Source organism: Kitasatospora sp. NPDC101157, from assembly GCF_044768255.1.
GTDB lineage: Bacteria > Actinomycetota > Actinomycetes > Streptomycetales > Streptomycetaceae > Kitasatospora.
In genome coordinates, this window is the sequence record NZ_JBIWPL010000009.1 from 152,182 (window position 1) to 172,044 (window position 19,863).

Below are 19,863 nucleotides of genomic sequence, written 5' to 3' on the forward strand. Positions count from 1 at the left end.
AGCAAGATCAACTACGGTCCGTCGCAAATCTGCTAACGGCCTCCCACCACCGCGCCTTGTACAGGTGGATGCCGCGCAGCGTCCACACGCCCTCGGGCCGGTGCAGCCGGATCACCGAGGTGCACCAGTCGCACGGCGCCGTGTGATCGGTGCCACCGTGAGCAGCCGGCCGGTACCGGGCTCGTCGCCGACGCTCTTGACGTCCCGCTCCGCCGCGGGATCGGCCAGGTGGACGGGCGTGAAGCGGTCGGCGGCCGGGTCGTACTGCCACAGGCCGCGCAGGGTGCTCAGCCAGAACCGGCCGGGCGCGGACCGCACCGGCGCGAGGTCGTGCCCGCCCGGGTCCGGCAGCGGCACGGTGCGCACGGCGGTCAGCGTCGGTGCGGCCGGGGTGCCGCCCACCCGCAGCGCGACCAGCGCGCCGGCCCCGAGCGCCCAGAGCAGACCGGACCGGTCGTCCCGGGCCACCCCGTGCGCACCGGGCAGCCCGAACTCGCTGTAGGCCGTGGCACGCGGTCCCTGCGAGGCCGCGTACAGCCGCACCCAGCCGCGGCTCGCCACCACGGCCACGTTGCCGTCCGGGAGCAGCTCGATGCTGTGCGCGTTGTCGCTCGGGCCGACGTCCGCCGCCCAGCGGGTGCGACCGGTGGCGGTGTCGACCACGGCGACGAGACCGCCGGCCGCCGCGGTGAGCAGGTAGCGCCGGCCCCGCAGGATCCGGCTCTTCGCCTCGGCCGGATTCGACCAACTGCGGGCCGGCGAGAGGTCGGCGACGTCCGGCGCCAGGTCCGCGGTCCAGGACCACACCACCGGAAGCCGGTCCACTGACTGACTGTCCGTCAGATCCTGGGCGCCCAGCAGCACCAGCACCCGGCGGGAGGCCTGGTCCGCGACCACGACCCGCCACGCCGGCACCCCGGCCTCCGTCCGGCCGGCGGGCGCGCAGAGCAGCAGGGCCAGGCCCAGCGCGGACAGCGTTCTCCTCAGCACGACCCCACGCTCTCCGCTTCCCGACCGCCCCGCAGCACGGCTCGGCCGAACGGCGCCCGGAACGGCGGGGCCGGTCCGCCGCCCGGCGCCGTCGCCCGGCGCCGCCGGACCGGTACCGCCGGGTGCCGCCGGATCAGTGCCGCCCGGAGACCAGGTCCGCCACCCGGGCGATCGGCGAGGTCCCGGCCCGCCCGGCCGCCTCCTGCCGGTCGGCGGCGTGGTACGCGGCGTACATCGCCCGCACCCCCAGCCAGCGCAGCGGCTCCGGCTCCCAGCGCCGCACCGTGTGCCCCACCCAGGGCAGCGCGGTCAGCTCGGTGTCCCGCCCGAGCACCAGGTCGCGCAGGGTACGGCCGGCCAGGTTCGCGGTGGTCACCCCGCTGCCGACGTACCCGCCCGCCCAACCGAGCCCGCTCACCCGGTCCAGCTCGACCGTCGCGCACCAGTCCCGGGGCACGCCCAGCACCCCGGCCCAGGCGTGGTCGATCCGGGCGTGCGCGGCCGCGGGGAAGAACCTGTCGAGGATCCGCCGCAGCTGGAGCACGGTCTCCACCTGGGTGCTCCCGTCCGAGTCGGTGCGCGAGCCGAAGCGGTACGGCACGCCCCGCCCGCCGAGCGCGATCCGGTCGTCGGCCGTGCGCTGGGCGTACATGTAGGCGTGCGCGAAGTCCCCGAGCCCCTCCCGGCCCTGCCAGCCGGCCCCCGCCCAGAACTCGGCGGGCAGCGGCTCGGTGGCGACCATCGCGGAGTTCATCGGCAGCCAGGTGCGGCGCTCGCCGGGCAGCCCGGCGGTGAACCCCTCGGTGGCGCGCAGGACACGGTCGGCGGTGACGGTCCCGTACGGGGTGACGGCCCGGGGGCGGCGATGGGCGTCACCGGGGAGGATCGCGCCGACGGGCGTGCCCTCGTACACCTCGACCCCCAGGCCCCGCACCACCCGGGCCAGCCCCCGGACGAGCTTCGCCGGCTGGATCCTGGCACCGTGCGGGGACCAGGCCCCGCCCACCGCGCCGGCGACCGCGATCCGCTCCGCGGTCTCCTGCGCCCCGAGTTCCTCCACCCGCCCGTCGCCGTAGCCGCGCTCGGCCGCCACGTACGCCTTGAGCCGTTCCAACTGAGGCCTGCTGCGGGCGACTTCGAGCACGCCGCCGCGGACGACGTCCGCCTCGATCCCCTCGGCGGCCGCCGTGTCGACCACCTCCCCGACGGCCCCGTCCATCACCCGCTGCATCGCGGCGGCGCGTCCGCGCCCGTACTTCCGCGCGAAGGCGCCCCGCCCCGCGAAGCCGTTGTACAGCCACCCGCCGTTGCGCCCCGAGGCGCCGTACCCGCAGAAGCGGCGCTCCAACAGGGCCACCCGCAGGGAGGGTTCGGCCTTCTTCAGGTAGTAGGCGGTCCAGAGTCCGGTGTATCCGCCCCCGACGACGCACACGTCCACATCGGCGTCCCCCGGCAACGCGGGCCCCGGCCGCGGCACCCCTCCCACCGTGTACCAGAACGACACCCCACCGTTGACCGCCGCCACCGGAACCTCCCACGCCATCGCCGACCTGCCCGGACGCTATCCCGGGCCGATCACGGCGAACCACCCCCACCCTGGCAGGATCCGGCCCCCGGAGCAGCCACCCTGTCAGTCCCCGAGCAGCTCCAGCACCCGCGTCCAGCTGTACGCCCCCGGCACGGACTCCGCGACCCGCACGCCCATGCCCCGCAGCCTGGTCAGGCTCTCCCCGTACGCCGGGTGCGCGGCCTGGGCCGCGCTGAGGCACGGCTGGACCGCCACCGGAATCCCCCACCCGTACGACTCGCAGAGGATCCCGAGCGCGAGGGTGTCCGAGATCCCGGCGGCCCACTTGTTGATCGTGTTGAACGTCGCCGGAGCCACCACGAGCGCGTCCGGATCCGGCAACGGCCGGGGTTCCCCGGGCTTCCGCCAGGCCGAGCGGATCGGGTACCCCGTCTGCTCCTCGACCGCCGCGACGTCGATGAACCCGGTGGCGAGCGGCGTCGCCACCACCCCCACCTCCCAGCCCCGCCCCTGCGCCGCCGAGATCAACTCCCCCACCCCGCCGGCGACCCCCGCCGCACACACCACGACGTACAGCACCGGCTTCCCCGCCTCGGCCATCTCCCGAACACCCCTCTCACCACCGGGCAGAACACCCGCCCGTCCACCCAGTGTGCCGACCGCCCCCGCGCGTCGAGCCGTCACCCCGGCCGCACCGCGAACGCCACGGTGCCCGCCCCCACGGACGACCGGGGGCGGGCACGGTGGCTGCCGGGAGCGTCAGCCGATGGTCGAGCCGGTGACCGGCTCGGACAGCGCGACGGTCCTGCCGTTCGCCCCGCTCCTGACGAACTGCCAGGTGAGGCCGTTGATCACACCCGTGCCCAGCGGGGCCAGCTTGGCGAAGGCGGGCTGGCTGAGGTCGATGTGGGTGGAGTCGCAGGACGGGCACTGGTCCTGCACCGGTACGGTGACGGTCTTGCCCTGGTACGTGACCTTGACCGAAATGCCCTGGCAGAGCGGGTCGTTGTTGGGGTTGGCGGAGGTCCACCAGGTGTGCGAGACGGCGACCAGCATCTGGCTGGAGGCGTTGATCCGGGTCCCACAGGCGCCGTACCCGGCGTCGTTGTAGTAGGTGGCCTTCCCGGCCATGGGCTTGTTGACCGGTATCGCGGCGCCGGCGGAGCCGGCGGCCAGGGCGACGAGGGCGGCGGCCGCGAGCGGGGCGCCTGCGAGGATCCTGAGGTTCTTGCCGATGGCGCGCATGGTTCGTTCCCTCCGGTTCGACGGTCCCGGGTCGAAGTCATGAGCATGACAGGCCTAACTGGCCGCTTCTGCCCAGCAGTTCGGCGGCCAGATGCCCGATGCCCGCCCGGTGATGGGAACGTATGCGCTCAACCTCGGCATGGTCCAGACCTCCATGGTGTCGCCATGAACACAAGGCAAGGATCTTTACCAATGCGGCCGAAGGGGCGAAGATGCGTGACCGCACCGCCACGCGGAGTGTTGAGGGGTCGTCACCAGCCCCTCGCCCCGGAGGCCCACCCATGCGCATGCGCACCGCACTCGCCGCCGCCCTGCTCCTCGGCACCGCCCTGGCCCCGGTCCTCACCGCCTCCCCGGCCGCCGCGCACCCGGCGGCAGCGGCGGCCCCGCGCGTGGTGAACCAGGGCTACAGCATCCCGGTCGGCGGCATCACCGACCTCGGCGCGCTCCCGGTCCTCGGCGGCCTCGGCATGGACTTCGCCCGCCTGCTCGGCCAGTAGCGCCGCCCGGCCCGGCCGACCACCGACGGACCGTCCACCGACCGACCGTCCACCGACCGACCGTCCACCGACCGACCCCGCGGCCACGCCCGCACAGCGGCCGGTCCCGCCGATTCCCGAAGATCACGGACCGCCACCGCCCACCCGGGTTACGCTCGACCCGCGCGGCGCGCCGCCCGCGCTGCCGACCGAGGGGGAACGCGTGATCGGGGACCTGCTGCCGGACGTCGTGGTGACCGAAGTGGCCTACGACGACCCGCCCGAGGCGCGGCTGGAGCCCGCCGAGGAGGAGGTGATCGCCCGCGCCGTGGACAAGCGCCGCCGCGAGTTCACCACCGTCCGGCACTGCGCCCGCACCGCCCTGGCCCGCCTCGGCGTCCCGTACCGCCCGCTCGTCCCCGGCCTGCGCGGGGCGCCGAGCTGGCCGGAGGGCGTGATCGGCAGCCTCACCCACTGCGACGGTTTCCGCGCGGCCGCCGTCGCCCGCACCGGCGCCCCCCTGGCCTCGGTCGGCATCGACGCCGAACCCGCGCTGCCGCTCCCGGACGGCGTCCTGGACGCCGTCGCGCTGCCCGTCGAGCAGCAGCGGCTGGCCACGCTCGCCACCGCGGACCCGGGCACGCCGTGGGACCGCATCCTGTTCAGCGCCAAGGAGTCGGTCTACAAGGCCTGGTTCCCGCTGACCGAGCTGTGGCTGGACTTCCACGAGGCCGAACTCGACTTCTCCCCCGACGGCACCTTCTCCGCCCGTCTGCTGGTCCCCGGCCCGGTGGTCGGCGGGCGTCGGCTCGACGGCTTCGACGGCCGCTGGGCGGTGCGCGACGGGCTGCTCGCCACCGCGATCGCCGTCGAGCCGTAGCCGCGGCCGTTGGTCGGGGCCCCGTCGCCGCGGCCGTGAGTCGGGGAGCCGTAGCCGCTCACCGGGAGGCGTGGCCGCAACCGTGACCCTCCATCACCCGGCCGTTCGCCGACCGGGCATATCCTCGACCGCGTGACGGTGACCTATGTGATCGACGGCGACGAGATCGACACCCTGGAGGACTTCTGGGACGTGGTCGGGCGGACGATGGGCGTGGACGGCTACTTCGGCCGCAACCTGGACGCGTTCGCCGACTGCCTGGGCGGCGGCTACGGCACGCCCGACGACGGCGACTACCTCATCGAGTGGCGCGACCACGAGCTGTCCCGCCGCCGGCTCGGCTACCCGGAGACGGTCCGGCAGCTGGAGCGCCGGCTGGCCAGGGTCCACCCCACCAACCGCGGGCAGGTCGCGGCCGAGCTGGCCGATGCCCGGGCCGGCAAGGGCCCGACGGTCTTCGACTGGCTGGTCGACGTCATCGAGGAGCGCCACCCGGGCGGTCTCCGGCTGGCCTGACGCCCCGGCGGCCACCGGCCGGCCTGACACCTCGGCGGCTCACATCACGTCCGACAGCCGGACGAACCGCCGCCCCGCCGCCAGCAGCTCCGGCACCGCCGCCGCCATCCCGGGGGCGGTGCCCCCGCCCGGGTGGTTCATGTGCCCGATCACGACCGCGCCGGGCGGTGCCGACGCCACCTCCTGCCGCACCTCCGAGGCGGGCAGCGTCGCCCCGCCGTCCCCGTTCACGGTGAACCCCACCACGCGTTCGCCCAGGTCGGCGACCACCCGGGCGGCGACGTCGTCGTAGTGCGCGGTTCCGGAACGGAAGAACCGCGGCGGGTGCCCGAGCAGCCCGGTGAGCTTGTGGGCGTTGCCCACCACCTCGTCGTACACCTCGCCGACCCCGCCGGTGCCGGCGATCCCGTACGCCGAACGGCCGGTCACCGAGAGCGGGCGGTGCACGGTGCCGTGGTTGCCGATCTCGAACAGCCCGTCGGCGGCGAGCTGCTCGAAGACGTCCGGGTTGGCGTCGATCCAACGGGCGTTCAGGAACAGCGTGGCCGGGACCTTCCGCTCCCGCAGGAAGTCGATCAGGTCGGCGTCGTAGCCGTTCCCGCCGGGGCCGCCGCAGGCGTCGAAGGTCAGCGCCATCGCACTCTCGCCCTCCGGCAGCTCGGTGATCACCCCGGAGACCCGCAGCCCCCACTCGCTCGGCGCCAGCGCCCCGTAGCGCTGGACCGTCTCGGCCCGGCTCGGCTCCCGCACCGCCGAAGGCGCGGCGGCGGAGGCCGTCGCCGACGGAGCGGCCGACGGACTGACCGACGAAGTGGCTGACGCACTCGCGGACGGACCGGCGGACGGACCGGCGGACCCGCCGCCCGAGGGCGTGCCCGGCCCCGAGGCGGGCGCCGCCCCCGCGGCGGACAGCGGCGGCGAGGCCGCCCCACCGCCGTCCCCGCCCCGCCTCGCCCGACACCCCGCCAGCGTGCCCCCGGCCACCACCGCCGCCAGCAGCGTTCGCCGACTCAGCGCCACACCAGCCTCCCGACCGACCCATCGCCATTTGTCATACGACCCGACTACATGACTATGAACCGACCATTCGTCACTCCCCGCAACTTGCCCTCACTCCCGCCCGGCCACCTTCACCGAGCCGCCCCACCCCGGTGGGGCCCGCCTCACCCCCGGTTCATCCCCCGGGGTAGGCAAGCCGGCGGACCCGCCCGCCCCAGCCCGGAGGCCCCGATGCCCACCTCCCCGGTCGACCCGGTAGACCCGGTAAACCCAGCCGACCCGGCCCGCTCCCCGGACCCGGCCCGCCCCACCGCCCCGCCGCACCCCGCCCGCCGCGACCTGCTCCGTACCGGCCTCGCCACCGGCGCCGCCACCGCCCTCGGCCTCGCCGCCGCCACCGGCCCCGCCTCGGCAGCCCCCGCCCACGCCCCGGCCCACGGCGACCGCACCCTCACCCTCACCGGCCACCTCCCCACCGGCGCTCCCGACTTCGTCCTCCTCCCGGTCGAGGTCCCCGACGGCGTCCGCGAGATCGCCGTCTCCTACGGCTACGACAAACCGCAGGTCCCCGCCGGCACCCCCGGAAACTCCTGCGACATCGGCATCTTCGACGAGCGCGGCACCGGCCTCGGCGGGGACGGCTTCCGCGGCTGGTCCGGCGGCTTCCGCACCGAGTTCGCCCTCTCCCGGGGCGCCGCCACGCCCGGCTACCTCCCCGGCCCCATCAACCCCGGCACCTGGCACATCGTGCTGGGCCCCTACCAGATCGCCCCGCAGGGCCTGGACTACCACGTCCAGGTCACCCTCCGGTTCGGCGAGCCGGGGCCGGAGTTCACCCCGCGCTACCCGCCGGAGCGGGCCCGCGGCCGCGGCCGGGCCTGGTACCGGGGCGACTGCCACCTGCACACCGTGCACTCCGACGGGCGTCGCCTGCCCGAGGAGGTGGCCGCCGGAGCCCGCGCGGCCGGCCTGGACTTCATCGTCTCGACCGACCACAACACCAGCTCCTCGCACGCCGTCTGGGGCCCGCTGGCCGGCCCCGACCTGCTGATCGTCACCGGCGAGGAGGTCACCACCCGCAACGGCCACTGGCTGGCCCTGGGCCTGGAGCCCGGCCGGTTCGTCGACTGGCGCTACCGCTCCCGCGACGAGGAGTACCCGCGCTTCGTCCGCCAGGTCCACCGTGACGGCGGCCTGGTCGTGCCCGCGCACCCGTACTGCCCGTACGTCGCCTGCCAGTGGAAGTTCGGCTACGAGCAGGCCGACGCCGTCGAGGTGTGGAACGGGCCCTGGACGTACGACGACGAGTCGGCCGTCGACACCTGGGACGCCGGACTCGCCGTCGCCCTGCGCGGTGGCGGCGGGAACGGCGGTGGTGGGAACGGCGGTGGTGGGAACGGCGGCCGCTCCTGGCTGCCCGCCATGGGCAACAGCGACGCCCACAGCGACCCGCAGGTCATCGGCCTGCCGCACAACGTCGTCCTGGCCGAGGACCTCACCCGGGACGCGGTCCTCGACGGGCTGCGCGCCGGGCGCAGCTGGCTGGCCGAGTCCGCCGCCGTCGCGCTCGACCTCACCGCCACCGGGCACGGCCGTCAGGCCGGCATCGGCGAGGAGCTGACCGTCCCGGCCGACGCCCCGGTGGACGTCCGGCTCAGCGTCTCCGGGGTGCCCGGCGGCACCGTCCGCCTGATCACCGACGAGGGGCAGATGCACCAGGAGTCGCTGCCCGCCGGCGGCACCGGCACCGTGGTGTGGCGCACCACCGCCTCGCTCGCCGCGTACGTCCGCGCCGAGGTCCGTCACCCGAGGGCCGACGGCACGCCGGGCAGGGGCAACTCGATGGGTGGGGAACTCCCCTGGGGCCCGATGGCGGCCCTCACCAACCCGATCGTGCTGCGCACCGAGGACCGCTGAGGCCACCCCCGACCCGCCCGCGACCCGTCCGCGGACCTGCCGCGGACAGGGAGGGGGGACGACTCGGGGCACCCGTTTGGACTAGGTTGATTCCCGAAACGCATCAGTCGTAGGGACGAGGCGGTCGGCTGTCCGCATCCGGGCCGACCGGCTCCTTCGCACTCCCACCGCCTCGCCCCGGCTACCCGACCGAACCGACCGACCCCGTCCGTCCCCGGCCCGCGAAGGGATCAGCAGCTGTGAACCGTACGACCGTAGGTGGGCCGGAGCTCGGGGGCGGCCGGGGGGCCGGGGGCGTCCTGGTCCTCGTCGACCCCTCCGGCGCCGGGAACAGCCCGGTCGCGGGGCTGCTCGCCCAGGAGCTGCGCCCGAGCGTCCACCTGCGGACGGACGACTTCCTCCAGGTCATCCGCAACGGCCAGCTGCCGCCGCACCTCCCCGAGGCCGCCCGCCAGAACGCCACCGCCCTGGCCGCCACGGCCCAGGCCGCCTTCGCCTACGCCACCGGCGGCTACCAGGTCGTCGTCGAGTGCCCCGAGACCCCGGTCTCCCTGGACACCTTCCGCCGCGAGAGCCGCACCACCGGCGCCGCCCTCCACTACGTCGTCCTCACCACCGAGGCCCCCACCACCCCCCACGAACTCGACACCACCCCCCTCACCCCCGACACCACCACCAAGTCCATCCTCACCGCCCTCACCACCCGCACCCACCTCCTCGGCTGGTGACCCCCCGCGGGCGGGCGCGGCCTACGCCCCGACGACGCCGTCGATGGCCTCGCGCAGGAAGTCGGCGTGGCCGTTGTGCCGGGCGTACTCGTGGATCAGGTGGAGCATCACCAGCCGCAGCGACACCTCGGCCTCCCAGCGGGGCTGATAGCCGGTGACGTCGAGCGAGGGGGCGGCGAGTTCGATGCGGCGGGAGTGCTCGACCTCGGTCTGCCAGGCGGCGAAGGCCTCGGCGCGGGTGGCCCCGGTCGGGTCGTAGGCCGCCTGGTAGTCGCCGTCCTCGGACCAGACCAGCGGGATGTCCTGCCCGTCGATCACCCGGCGGAACCAGGTGCGCTCCACCTCGGCCATGTGCCGGACGAGCCCGAGCAGGCTCAGCGTGGACGGCGGGCTGGAGCGTTCCCGCAGCTGTTCGTCGGTCAGGCCCTCGCACTTCATGGCGAGGGTCGCCCGGTGGAAGTCCAGGAAGCCGCGCAGCATCTCGCGCTCGCCTCCGGTCAGCGACGGCACGGGTCGGCTGTCGGTGCTCATGGGGTCGTTCCTCCTCGTGATCGGCAGTTCCCGGCGGACTGTAGCGAACGCCGGGCCCGGCCCGACAGCGCCTTTCCGGGCCCCGGCGCGGCTGACCCGCACCGGCCGTCAACCCCGAACGCGCCCCCGTCACTTACCGTGTTCGGACCGCCACCGGTTTGGGTACGTACCTCGGCGCGCCCGACCGCCGGGCGCCCACCGAGCAGGAGACCCGACGACCCATGGACCACAACCACATCCCCCCGACGGTACGCCGGACGTACGGCGCCGACGACCTCAGTACCGCCCCCTCGTTCGCGGGCGGGTTCATCAACTTCGGTGACTGGCAGGGCATCGACCTCGCCGCTCCCACCCCCGAGGACCGGGTGCGCAGCCAGGAACAGCTGTACCGGCGGGTGCTGCGTGCCTTCCCGGAGCCGCGTGAGCGGCTGCGGCTGGCCGAGGTCGGCTGCGGGCGCGGGCTGGGCGCGGCCCTGGCGCTGCGGGAGTTCCGCTTCGCCTCGGTGACCGGCGTGGACATCCATCCGGACCAGGTCGAGCGCGCCCGCGCCGTCAACGCGCGTGCCATGGCCACCTATCCGGACCGGCTCGGCTACACCATCGGATCGGCGGACGAACTCCCCTTCGCCGACGCCTCCCTGGACGGCGTCTACTCGGTCGAGGCCGCCCAGCACTTCCGCGAACTCACCGGCTTCGTCCGCGAGTCGGCCCGCATCCTGCGCCCGGGCGGCAGGCTGGTGGTCGCCACCTTCTTCGCCGCCCCCGGGGACGAGATCACCGAACGCCTCAAGATCCTGCTCGCCAGCTTCGCCGACGGCCTGGACATCGCCCACCACCTCGACGACTTCACCGCCGCTCTCGGCGGCACCGGCTTCACCGAGGTCGCCACCGAGTCCATCGGCCCCGACGTCTGGCCAGGCCTGGACCGCTACCTCGCCGACACCGTCCCCGCCGACCACTGGACCCGCAACTTCCTCCACGCCTGGCGCCACGGCCTCCTCGACTACCACCTCGTCACCGCCACCCGAGCCTGACCCGGCCACATTCCGCCACCGGGCCTGTCCGCAATCACCTGGGACAGGCCCACACCGAACCAGGCACTTCACTGACCCACGCCCCTTGACCCCCAGTCGCCCGGGGATACCCATTGCAGCACGTCAGACGGTGGACAGCCCGCGCTGTTCGTTCACTGAGAGACGCCTCCGAGACCATGGTGACCGACGCGTGGTCCCCGGCACGTCCCCAAATCTCCCACTCCGGTCTCATCACAACGTGTCCGGAGCAACCCTGGCTGCGCGGGAACCTCAAGTCGGACCTGGTGACCGACTGCAGGATCGGCGAGGCCGCGATCATCGCCCGCCGAAGCGGTTCGAGACCCTTGTGGTTCTCCTGGACCTCGACCGACCTCTGGACAGAGTGCCAAGGTCGCGCCGATCGGAAACATGACGTCGGCGACGGTGCTCGGTGTGCCGGTCACGGCGGCCTCCTAGGAAGCGGCGCGGTAGGCGCGGGGGTGTTCCAGGTGCGGGTCGGTGTCGTCCTCGGTCCAGTCGAGGGTGGCGTGCACCGCGACCACGCCGTCCACGGCGCGGCAGAGCTGCTCGGTGATCGGGATCAGGCTGCGACGCGGCAGGCGGCCCCTGAGCGTGACGACGCCCTCGTGAACGCCGACCAGGACGTCGCCGGGGGTGAGCCAGAGGGTCTGGCCGAGCACGTCGTGGTCGATCTCGTCGCGGATGGGTGCAGCACCGCGCCGTCCGCGGCGTGATGACCCCGGACGTGGTCTTCGCCCACCGCGAGACCATCTGAAAGTCACCAGCAGGGCCGGGCCGGATCCTGCGGGATCCGGCCCGACCTCGCGGTGGTCGGGTCGCGGGGCAGTGGCGGCTGCCACGGACTGCCGTCGGATCCGTCAGCCACACCCTGCTGCGGGACGCGTCGTGCCCGGTGGCGGTGATTCGGTCGAAGTCTCCTGGCAAGGCCTGAGCCACAGCATCGAGCCGGCATGACCAGCCCCGTTACCGGACCTCCGAGCGCCCGCCCGGACACGCCGGGCATGCATCGCACGGCCGGGCACCCACGGACGGCATGCTGAGGCCTCCCGGTGGAAGGAGATCCATGGCGCGGCACGCCGAGGTCCTCGGGCGACACGAGCGCCATCGCTTCATGCCCGGGCTCGCCGTGCTCAGGGGTTACCGACGTGACTGGCTGCGCGGCGACCTGACCGCCGGTTCAACCGTCGCCGCCTACCTGGTGCCACAGGTCATGGCGTACGCCACCGTCGCCGGCCTGCCGCCGGTCGCGGGCCTGTGGGCGATCCTGCCGGCGATCGCGGTGTACGCCGTTCTCGGCTCGTCCCGGCTGCTGTCGGTCGGGCCCGAGACGACGACCGCGCTGATGACCGCCACCGTGGTCGGTCCGCTCGCGGACGGGGACGCCGGTCGGTACGCCGTCCTCGCCGCGACGCTGGCCGCCGTGGTCGGGGTGCTGTGCCTGGTGGCCTGGGTGGCCCGGTTCGGCTTCGTCGCCGACCTGCTGTCGAAGCCCGTCCTGATCGGCTATCTGGCCGGGGTCGCCCTGCTCATGCTGGCGGATCAGTTGTCGACGCTCACCGGCGTTCCGGTGGCGGGCACGCGCTTCTTTCCACAGCTGCGGTCCTTCGCGGAACACCTGTCCGAGGCGAATGCCGCCACCGTCGTCCTCGGCGGTGCCGCTCTGGTCTTCCTGTTCTCCTCGGCCCGTCTGTTCCCTCGCGCGCCGGGCCCTCTGCTGACCGTGGTGCTCGGCACGGCGGTGGTGGCCGGGTTCGGCCTGGAGCAGCACGGCATCCACACGGTCGGATCGATCCCCGGCGGGCTGCCCCGGTTCTCCCGGCCTGACCTGGACGAGCTGGACCGACTGGTGCTGCCCGCCGTCGGAGTCCTCCTGGTCGGCTACACCGACCTGATCCTCACCGCACGCGCCTTCGCAGCGGCCGGCGAGCGCGGCGGACGGCTCGACGCCGAACAGGAACTGCTCGCGTTGGGCGCGGCGAACCTCGGTGCCGGCTTCTTCTCCGGCCTCCCGGTGAGCAGCAGCGCCAGCCGCACCGCACTCGCCCGGTTGACGGGCGGATGCACCCAGGCGTACGCCCTCGTCGCTGGCGCGTGCGTCGTCGCGGTGCTCCTCTTCGTCGGCCCGTTGCTGAAACACCTGCCCTCGGCCGTGCTCGGTGCGCTGGTCGTCTACGCCGCCGTCCAGCTGATCGATCTGCCGGGCTTCCGCAGGCTGGCCGGATTCCGACGCCGGGAGCTGCTGCTGGCGATCGGCTGTCTGATCGGCGTCCTCGCCCTGGACATCCTGTACGGCGTCCTGGTGGCCGTGGGCCTGTCGGTGGCCGAGCTGCTGAGCCGGGTGGCCCGGCCACACGACGCCGTCGAGGGCCTCGTCCCCGGCCTGGCCGGCATGCACGACATCGAGGACTATCCCCAGGCCCGCACCATCCCCGGGCTGGTGGTGTACCGCTACGACTCCCCGCTGTTCTTCGCCAACGCGGAGGACTTCCGCACGCGGGCCCTGGCCGCCGTCGCCGACGAGCGGACGCCGGTCCGGTGGTTCGTCCTCAACACCGAAGCCAATGTGGAGGTCGACATCACCGCGCTGGACGCCGTGGAGGCCCTGCGCCGCGAACTGACCGCACGCGGCATCGTCTTCGGCCTGGCGCGCGTCAAGCAGGACCTGCTCGACGACCTGGACGCCTACGGCCTCACCAGGTCCATCGGCCGGGAGCGGATCTTCCCCACCCTGCCCACCGCCCTGGAGGCCTACCAGGCCTGGCGCGCGACACACGGCGGTGACGACCGATAGCGGACCGGGATCCGCTGATCGGTGCCCGTTCGCCTCGGCCGGTCAGGGCCGACCGGCCCACCCGCGGGCATCGCCGACGCCCCAGGCTGGAGGTGCCGACGCTTCAAGGAGGTGGACGCCGTGGGCCGGGTACGGCGAGGACGGCTCGACCACGACCGTGGACACCGACGAGACCGAACGGGTCCGCCCGGTGCTCGGCCGGGGCAACATCCGCGCCCTCGCCCGATGGGCGGTGGCCGTCGAGGAGCGCTACGGCTGCCCGATGGACCTGGAGTGGGCCAAGGACGGCATCACCGGGCAGCTGTTCCCGAGCATGTCGAGGCGGAGAACCTCGATGGCGACGCGGAGGGCTTGGACGACGAGCAGGCCCAACAGCATCAGAGATCCAGGTCAACCCCCTGAAAGGACGGGTCTGGACATGAAGGCGAACACGACAGCCCAGCAGCTCCGCACCAAGCAGTGGATTCTGCGTGTGGACCTCTTCGAGGAGGGCGACGTCACCAAGGTGCACGCCGTCCTCGGCACAGGCGACAACCGCCTGGAGAGCCGTACCATCGCCCACCGCAATCCAAACGACCCCCCGGCACCGGAGATCGGCGACGAGTACGCCGCCGCGCGCGCCCTGATCGACATCGGCAACCAGCTGCTCCGCGCCGGCAGGACCGACGCCGCCGCCAACGAACCGCCGCTGTACAGCTGACCGCTAGGACGCCGGCCCATCGACAGCGGTCCGTTCGCTCACCACAGCGACGCCCGACCTCGCGGAGGACATCGTGTTTATGAAGTACGCGGGTGCAGAGACCGCCCAGCCCCGACCGACCTGCCCCGAAGACATCGGCCGCCGCGTGGCCCGGCGCAGACAACTGCTCGGCCTCAGCCGCCAGGACGTGGCCGACCGGGCCGGCATGGCCCCGGGCTACGTGGAATACGTCGAGTCATCGGCCGAAGCCTTCGACACCGTCACCCTCACCCGGCTGGCCGCCGCACTCGGCACATCCGCCCAGGAACTGCTCGGCGGCGGACGGCACACACCACCCGGCCGGGCCCTCACGGCGGCCCATCCCGCCCTGGAGGAGCTCCCGGAAGAGGAATGCTGGTCCAGACTCACACCCGGCGGGATCGGCCGGGTGGCCCTGTCCACCGACACCGGCCCCGTCATACTCCCGGTCAACTACCGTATCCACGACGGCGCCGTGGTCTACCGCACCGGCGTCGGGAGCATCCCCGCGAGCGCCGCCGGCCATCGGGTCGCCTTCGAAGTGGACCACATCGACGAGGCGCAGCGCAGCGGTTGGAGCGTCATGGTCTCGGGCCTGGCGGTCCGCGTCGACGACCAGGCGGCCGTCGAACAGCTGATGCGCCAGGGAGACCCGGACCCGTGGGCCGGAGGCGAACGCGACGTGTGGATCGGGATCGCACCCACCACCATCACCGGCCGGACCATCTGAACGCCGGCCGCCAGCCCGTTCCCGTGGCGGGAGGCGAGCAGGACGATCGGCCGGGCGGTGGTGGTCAGCAGGTCCTCCTCGGCCGGCGTCGGGCGGGCCAGGCGGTGGACGACGGCGAGGTCGGTGGCCATGACGGCGAAAGGTTTCGCCAAGCGGTGCTTTCCCACCCGCAGCCGCCGAAACCCGGTCGTCCACTACCACGTGATCTTCGCGCTGCTGCTGATCGTGCTGGCCGTCTTCACTGCCGGGACACCAGGGGCCTCGGCCGCCGCTGGGCGGCTCTGCCGTTCGCCCGTGATCACGACTGGCCGCGCTGAGCACGCGACGCCGCCCGGGGCTTCCCTCCGCAGCAGCCCCGGTGGCGTGCTGCCGCCTCACAGGCGGGGATTCGAAGACGGGCCCTGGGGCCTACTGGCCCGTGGCCTCGGCCCGTCCGGCCCTGCTCGTGCCACACGACCGCGGCCGACGATGAGGGTGGTCAGGGCTCCGCACAGAGCCGGTGACGGCGCCGGCCGGGGCCGAGGAAGGAGTCTGCGATGAACAGCTTCGAAACCCGCCGCCCCGTGATCGTGGGCGTCGACCGTTCCGAGGCGAGCCACTGGGCCGTGCGCTGGGCGTCGGACGAGGCCGCCGGGCGCGGCCTCCCGCTGCGCCTGCTGCACGCGCAGGAGTGGCCCACCGGCGGACCGGAAGCCGAAACGGACCACCGCTTCGTGATCGGTCTCCGGGCCGCCGGCGACGCGCTGCTCGACACGGCACGACTGCTGGCCACCGAGCGGCACCCCGATCTGGAGATCACGCCCAGGCTGGTTGAGGGCCGGCCGGTCCGGGTGCTGCGCGAGGCGGCCGACGAGGCCGCACAGCTCGTCCTCGGCATCCGCAGGCTCACCGAGCCCCACTCCGCGCTGCCGATCGGCTCCAAGGGCGCGTCCCTGGTCGGCCACCTGAGCTGCCCGATCGCCCTCGTCCCCGAGCCGCCCGACGACATTTCCGGCTCTGGACCGGTCGTGGTCGGGGTGGACGGCTCCGATGCCTCGCGGACCGCGATCGGCTTCGCCTTCGAGGATGCCTCGCTCGTCGGAGCCGACGTGCTGGCCGTGGAGGTCCGGCGCCCCGCCGAGGTCACCCAGCCGGACCTGGTGGAGGAATCCCTGGTGGACCTGTCCGAGTCCCTGGCCGGCTGGCAGGAGAAGTACCCGGACATCCGCGTCCGGCGCGAGGTGCTCACCGGCTCCCCCGCCCCCATGCTGGCCGCCGTCGCGACCCGCGCCCGGTGCCTGGTCATCGGCAGCAGGGGCCTCGGTGGCTTCCGTGGCCTGCTGTTCGGCTCCACCGGGCGCGCCCTGGTGCACCGCTGCAGCGTCCCGCTGGTGATCGTCCCGAACGGCAACCAGGCCTGACCCGCGGAGGTCGACGTGAAGACCACGAACGAACGCCGGGCGGCCCCCCGCCCGGCCGGCCCCGGCGACCTCGGCCGCCGGGTCGCCCACCGCCGCACCCAACTCGGGCTCACCCGCGAGATGGTGGCGGAACGCGGCGGCCTGGACCCGGGATTCGTCACGTACCTGGAGACGCACCCCGTCCCGGTCGACATCACCATCCTCACCCGACTCGCCGACGCACTCGACACCACAATCACCGACCTGCTCGGCGCCGGACGCGACGTACCTCCCGGCCGGGCCTGCGCCAACGTCCAGGTGCGGACCGAGGAGTTGGACCCGACGGCCTGCTGGGCCAAGCTCAACCCCGGAGGTGTCGGCCGGGTGATCCTGACGGCACCCCGCGGGCTGGTGGCGCTGCCCGTCAACTACCGGGTGCTGGACGCCACCATCCTCTACCGCACCGACGCCGACGGCACCCTCGCCCGCGCCGCGGACAGCGAAGTCGCCTTCGAGGTGGACCGGTTGGACGAGGTGTTCGCCACCGGCTGGAGCGTGCTGGTGAACGGCACCGTCTCGGTCGTCTCCGACGAGGACGCGGTGCGCTGGCTCCGCGAACACGCCGACCCCGGCCCCTGGGCGGGCGGTACCCGGGACACCTGGATGCGCATCCGGCCCACCGGGATCAGCGGCCGGACCATCCACCCCGAGGGTCCCCCGATCATCGACTCCGCAGTGGGAGAGGAACCACTGCGATGAACGCGAAACCGCACGTCATCGTGGTCGGCGGCGGCTTCGCCGGCCTGGAGACGGCCTTCGGCCTACGCTACCTGCTCGGCGACCGCGTCCAGCTCTCGCTCGCCGCCGACCGGGAGGACTTCCTGTTCAAGCCCAACACGATCTACCTGCCGTTCGGCGGCGCCGAAGCCCCCCTCCACATCCCGCTTCCCAACCCGCTGTTCCGCCGCCACATCTCCTTCCACCAGAGCACGGTGACCGAGGTCGAACCCGACGCACTCGCGGTCGAACTCGTCGACGGCACCCGGCTGCGCGGCGACTTCCTGGTCCTCGCCACCGGCGCCGCGATGCGCCCTCAGGAAGTGCCCGGCCTCGCCGAACACGCCCAGACGATCTGGACGCCCCGGCAGATGCGCTCGCTCGGGCGTTGCTTCCAGGAGCTCAAAGACGCAGCCCGGACCGGCCGGCACCAGCGTGTGCTGTTCCTCGTCCCGCCGAACAACGAGTGCGCCGGGCCGCTGTACGAGATCGCGTTCATGCTGGACACCTGGCTGCGCCGGGCGAATCTCCGCCCGCTCGTCCACCTGACATGGACCACCTTTGAGGCCGGCTACATCCAGGCCTTCGGGCCGAGGCTGCACCAGGTGGTGGAGCGGGAGTTCGCGGCCCGGGGCATCGAGGGGCACACCTCGGCCGTGGTGAAGAAGGTCTTCCACGAGGAAGTCCGCTACGCCGACGGCGCCGTCCGCCCCTTCGATCTGCTCGTCACCTTCCCGCCGTACGCCTCCGCCGTCGACTACCGCGAACTGCCGCACGACGATCGAGGGTTCCTGCACACCCACCCGGACACCCGGCAGGTGCGCGGGCACCCGCAGATCTACGCCCCGGGCGACGCGGGCGACTTCCCGATGAAGCAGGCCTTCCTCGCCTTCCTCCAGGCGGACGCCGTCGCCCAGCACCTCTGCACCGTCATCGAGCCCGGACTCCTGGAGCGCCCGCGGCCGTTCGAGCCGATCAGCATGTGCGTGACGGAGATGCTCGACAAGGCGACCTTCGCCCAGGTGCCGCTGGAGGAAACCGGCATTCCGGCTCCACCCGTACGCGTCGCGGCCGACGCCGACGGCGCCTACCGGGTCGGCACGTCCCCGCTGTGGCGCCTCGGCAAGAAGGCTCTGGGCGTCTACCTCCCTGTCCAGTTCCGAGCGGGCCGCCCGTTCCACGGCGGCCGTCCCTGGCAGGCCATGGAGCTCGCCCTCAAGGGCATGTCGCGCGTGCTGGCGAGCTGACCTGCGTCGACTCCGCCCGCCCCGGCTCACACCCGTGCCCACCCACCCCGCAAAGAAGCCGAGATGACCGCGGTGTGCCGGGAAGTCTGCTCGGCTCGGGGGCGACTGCGGCGATCGGGCTTCGGCGACCCCGGTGGTCGCGAGGGGTCGTTTCTGCGCTACCCCTCCGGCAGGTCCAGGACCTCCGTCAACGGCCAGCGCGGGCTGGCGACGCCGGGCGGGCCGTAGCCGAGGCGCAGCACCAGCTGGACGTGGGCGGGGCCCTCGGCCGGGTCGCGCAGGCGCCAGCGGGTGTCGGGGATCTCGATGGCCTGGTGCAGCACGGAGGCGCGCAGGCCGTGGACGGTGGCGAGCAGCCAGGCCCGTTCCAACGCCTGACCGGTGCGCAGCCAGTCCGCCTGCTTGTCGAAGTCAGTGCTGAGGACGGCGAGTTGGGGCAGGGCCTCGAAGCGTGCGGCTGGGGTTGCGTGGCGCGGCGGATGGCCGGTGAAGCCGCGCATCGGGAGACGGGCGTCGCGGTCGTGCGAGCCGAGGGCGGCGAGCGGGATGCCGTCGAAGGAGGGTTCGAGGCGCAGCCAGGAGTGAGTCTCGGCCTCGCGGGTGGCGTCGGCGGCGATCCGGGCCTCGGCCTCGGAGGTGAGGGCGAGCACCCGGCGTACGCCGTGCTCCTCCAGCATGGTGAGGGTGACGCCTTCGTCCCGGGCGGCTGTGATGAGGTCGGCGACGAGCGCTTCGGGGACGTCCCGATTGGCGAACGGGTGGCGGCTGGAGTGGCGCCCCGCGATGGCCGGGTAGAGGTCGGCGCCGAAGGGCCGCGATGAGCGGGCCCGCGCGGAGAGATCGAGCACGGCGCACGGTTGCGCGCCCTCGCCCTCGGGCAGCAACCTGAGGGAGGCCTCGCGGCCCAGGCGGGCGGCGGCCACCCGCAGGTTGAAAACGGCGGCACCGATCGAGATGTGCATCGCCCTGCCGTCCGGGTCGGTGACCGGGACAGCCCGGGCCGGGTCGGCGTGGACTTCCAGGCCGCTGCGGTCGGGGGTGGGGCGGAAGTGCCAGGGCTGGCTGTTGTGCAGCGACGGGGCCAGGCCGCCGGCTTCGGCGAGCAGACGCAGCTCGGCAGCGGTGAGGGCGGTTTGAGTGGTCATGGCGGGTTCACTCCCTGCTGCCGGCGGGGAGCGCCGGTGATTCGATGGTCCGCCGCGCCGGGGGTGTCCGGCGAGGGCCCAACGGCCCTGGTCTCACCGGCCGAGCGGCCTGATGTGGCGCCGATGACCCGGCGACCTTGCGGGGCTGGCTCGCGATGAAGTGGCCGGGCAGGTATCGCCCGCAGCCTCGCCGAGCGAGTCCGGCCGC

General features: G+C 73.7%; 20 protein-coding genes. 12 read left to right on the forward strand and 8 right to left on the reverse strand.

Annotated elements, in window-relative coordinates; genetic code table 11:
• Positions 1-111: 111 nt before the first annotated feature.
• The 4 genes from ACIRVF_RS20515 to ACIRVF_RS20530 all read right to left on the reverse strand — a co-directional run bounded on the left by ACIRVF_RS20515 (position 112) and on the right by ACIRVF_RS20530 (position 3,763).
• The gene (locus ACIRVF_RS20515; RefSeq protein WP_402819443.1) at positions 112-990 is read right to left on the reverse strand and encodes a DUF6528 family protein; all 879 of its coding nucleotides are present in this window, start codon (positions 988-990) and stop codon (positions 112-114) included.
• A gap of 133 nt (positions 991-1,123) precedes the next feature.
• Positions 1,124-2,533 (reverse strand): NAD(P)/FAD-dependent oxidoreductase, encoded by a 1,410-nt coding sequence (locus ACIRVF_RS20520; protein ID WP_402819445.1) that lies wholly within the window; start codon positions 2,531-2,533, stop codon positions 1,124-1,126.
• 87 nt (positions 2,534-2,620) lie between these two features.
• Complete coding sequence (locus tag ACIRVF_RS20525; protein ID WP_402819448.1) at positions 2,621-3,118, reverse strand: flavoprotein; 498 nt, start codon at positions 3,116-3,118, stop codon at positions 2,621-2,623.
• Positions 3,119-3,277: 159 nt separating this feature from the next.
• Positions 3,278-3,763 (reverse strand): cysteine/serine endopeptidase inhibitor, encoded by a 486-nt coding sequence (locus tag ACIRVF_RS20530; protein ID WP_402819451.1) that lies wholly within the window; start codon positions 3,761-3,763, stop codon positions 3,278-3,280.
• A 281-nt stretch (positions 3,764-4,044) separates the two neighbouring features.
• Here ACIRVF_RS20530 and ACIRVF_RS20535 point away from each other — a divergent pair, with 281 nt between their 5' ends.
• From ACIRVF_RS20535 to ACIRVF_RS20545, 3 genes are all read left to right on the forward strand, one after another.
• A complete protein-coding gene (locus tag ACIRVF_RS20535; protein ID WP_402819454.1) occupies positions 4,045-4,263 on the forward strand; it encodes a hypothetical protein in 219 nt (72 codons plus the stop codon).
• Positions 4,264-4,465: 202 nt separating this feature from the next.
• Positions 4,466-5,122, forward strand: a complete 657-nt coding sequence (locus ACIRVF_RS20540; protein ID WP_402819457.1) for a 4'-phosphopantetheinyl transferase — start codon at positions 4,466-4,468, stop codon at positions 5,120-5,122.
• A 132-nt stretch (positions 5,123-5,254) separates the two neighbouring features.
• Positions 5,255-5,638, forward strand: coding sequence for a barstar family protein (locus tag ACIRVF_RS20545; RefSeq protein WP_402819460.1), 384 nt, complete (start codon positions 5,255-5,257; stop codon positions 5,636-5,638).
• A 39-nt stretch (positions 5,639-5,677) separates the two neighbouring features.
• Here the strand turns inward: ACIRVF_RS20545 and ACIRVF_RS20550 are convergent, their stop codons facing one another.
• A complete protein-coding gene (locus tag ACIRVF_RS20550) occupies positions 5,678-6,388 on the reverse strand; it encodes a polysaccharide deacetylase family protein (RefSeq protein ID WP_402819463.1) in 711 nt (236 codons plus the stop codon).
• A 480-nt stretch (positions 6,389-6,868) separates the two neighbouring features.
• Here ACIRVF_RS20550 and ACIRVF_RS20555 point away from each other — a divergent pair, with 480 nt between their 5' ends.
• On the forward strand, positions 6,869-8,554 hold the full coding sequence (locus tag ACIRVF_RS20555; RefSeq protein WP_402819466.1) for a CehA/McbA family metallohydrolase: 1,686 nt from the start codon (positions 6,869-6,871) through the stop codon (positions 8,552-8,554).
• A gap of 239 nt (positions 8,555-8,793) precedes the next feature.
• Positions 8,794-9,282 carry a hypothetical protein gene (locus ACIRVF_RS20560; protein WP_402819469.1) on the forward strand — a complete coding sequence of 163 codons (489 nt, stop codon included), beginning with the start codon at positions 8,794-8,796 and terminating at the stop codon, positions 9,280-9,282.
• 21 nt (positions 9,283-9,303) lie between these two features.
• Here the strand turns inward: ACIRVF_RS20560 and ACIRVF_RS20565 are convergent, their stop codons facing one another.
• Positions 9,304-9,813, reverse strand: coding sequence for a DinB family protein (locus ACIRVF_RS20565; RefSeq protein WP_402819472.1), 510 nt, complete (start codon positions 9,811-9,813; stop codon positions 9,304-9,306).
• A gap of 221 nt (positions 9,814-10,034) precedes the next feature.
• Here ACIRVF_RS20565 and ACIRVF_RS20570 point away from each other — a divergent pair, with 221 nt between their 5' ends.
• Positions 10,035-10,847: a class I SAM-dependent methyltransferase gene (locus ACIRVF_RS20570; protein ID WP_402819475.1), complete on the forward strand. Its 813-nt coding sequence runs from the start codon at positions 10,035-10,037 to the stop codon at positions 10,845-10,847.
• Positions 10,848-11,299: 452 nt separating this feature from the next.
• Here the strand turns inward: ACIRVF_RS20570 and ACIRVF_RS20575 are convergent, their stop codons facing one another.
• A complete protein-coding gene (locus ACIRVF_RS20575) occupies positions 11,300-11,527 on the reverse strand; it encodes a BON domain-containing protein (RefSeq protein WP_402819478.1) in 228 nt (75 codons plus the stop codon).
• A gap of 404 nt (positions 11,528-11,931) precedes the next feature.
• Between ACIRVF_RS20575 and ACIRVF_RS20580 the strand changes: the two genes are divergently transcribed.
• The 6 genes from ACIRVF_RS20580 (at position 11,932) to ACIRVF_RS20605 (ending at position 18,510) form a co-directional block, all read left to right on the forward strand.
• A complete protein-coding gene (locus tag ACIRVF_RS20580; protein WP_402819481.1) occupies positions 11,932-13,659 on the forward strand; it encodes a SulP family inorganic anion transporter in 1,728 nt (575 codons plus the stop codon).
• Positions 13,646-14,359, forward strand: a complete 714-nt coding sequence (locus tag ACIRVF_RS20585; protein WP_402819484.1) for a dsRBD fold-containing protein — start codon at positions 13,646-13,648, stop codon at positions 14,357-14,359. Before ACIRVF_RS20580 ends, ACIRVF_RS20585 begins: the two co-directional genes overlap by 14 nt.
• Positions 14,360-14,438: 79 nt before the next feature.
• Entirely contained in the window at positions 14,439-15,107 is a 669-nt protein-coding gene (locus ACIRVF_RS20590) for a helix-turn-helix domain-containing protein (protein ID WP_402819487.1), read from the forward strand.
• 536 nt (positions 15,108-15,643) lie between these two features.
• Positions 15,644-16,507, forward strand: a complete 864-nt coding sequence (locus tag ACIRVF_RS20595; protein ID WP_402819489.1) for a universal stress protein — start codon at positions 15,644-15,646, stop codon at positions 16,505-16,507.
• A gap of 15 nt (positions 16,508-16,522) precedes the next feature.
• Positions 16,523-17,245 (forward strand): helix-turn-helix domain-containing protein, encoded by a 723-nt coding sequence (locus ACIRVF_RS20600; protein ID WP_402819492.1) that lies wholly within the window; start codon positions 16,523-16,525, stop codon positions 17,243-17,245.
• Positions 17,242-18,510: an NAD(P)/FAD-dependent oxidoreductase gene (locus ACIRVF_RS20605; RefSeq protein WP_402819495.1), complete on the forward strand. Its 1,269-nt coding sequence runs from the start codon at positions 17,242-17,244 to the stop codon at positions 18,508-18,510. Before ACIRVF_RS20600 ends, ACIRVF_RS20605 begins: the two co-directional genes overlap by 4 nt.
• 158 nt (positions 18,511-18,668) lie before the next feature.
• Here the strand turns inward: ACIRVF_RS20605 and ACIRVF_RS20610 are convergent, their stop codons facing one another.
• Complete coding sequence (locus tag ACIRVF_RS20610; protein ID WP_402819498.1) at positions 18,669-19,655, reverse strand: Acg family FMN-binding oxidoreductase; 987 nt, start codon at positions 19,653-19,655, stop codon at positions 18,669-18,671.
• Positions 19,656-19,863: the final 208 nt, after the last annotated feature.

Coding starts and splice junctions, on each gene's coding strand:
- ACIRVF_RS20520 (WP_402819445.1), bottom strand. CDS start 2,533: ATGGCGTGGGAGGTTCCGGTGGCGGCGGTCAACGGTGGGGTGTCGTTC.
- ACIRVF_RS20525 (WP_402819448.1), bottom strand. CDS start 3,118: ATGGCCGAGGCGGGGAAGCCGGTGCTGTACGTCGTGGTGTGTGCGGCG.
- ACIRVF_RS20530 (WP_402819451.1), bottom strand. CDS start 3,763: ATGCGCGCCATCGGCAAGAACCTCAGGATCCTCGCAGGCGCCCCGCTC.
- ACIRVF_RS20535 (WP_402819454.1), top strand. CDS start 4,045: ATGCGCATGCGCACCGCACTCGCCGCCGCCCTGCTCCTCGGCACCGCC.
- ACIRVF_RS20555 (WP_402819466.1), top strand. CDS start 6,869: ATGCCCACCTCCCCGGTCGACCCGGTAGACCCGGTAAACCCAGCCGAC.
- ACIRVF_RS20565 (WP_402819472.1), bottom strand. CDS start 9,813: ATGAGCACCGACAGCCGACCCGTGCCGTCGCTGACCGGAGGCGAGCGC.
- ACIRVF_RS20570 (WP_402819475.1), top strand. CDS start 10,035: ATGGACCACAACCACATCCCCCCGACGGTACGCCGGACGTACGGCGCC.
- ACIRVF_RS20580 (WP_402819481.1), top strand. CDS start 11,932: ATGGCGCGGCACGCCGAGGTCCTCGGGCGACACGAGCGCCATCGCTTC.
- ACIRVF_RS20590 (WP_402819487.1), top strand. CDS start 14,439: ATGAAGTACGCGGGTGCAGAGACCGCCCAGCCCCGACCGACCTGCCCC.
- ACIRVF_RS20595 (WP_402819489.1), top strand. CDS start 15,644: ATGAACAGCTTCGAAACCCGCCGCCCCGTGATCGTGGGCGTCGACCGT.
- ACIRVF_RS20605 (WP_402819495.1), top strand. CDS start 17,242: ATGAACGCGAAACCGCACGTCATCGTGGTCGGCGGCGGCTTCGCCGGC.
- ACIRVF_RS20610 (WP_402819498.1), bottom strand. CDS start 19,655: ATGACCACTCAAACCGCCCTCACCGCTGCCGAGCTGCGTCTGCTCGCC.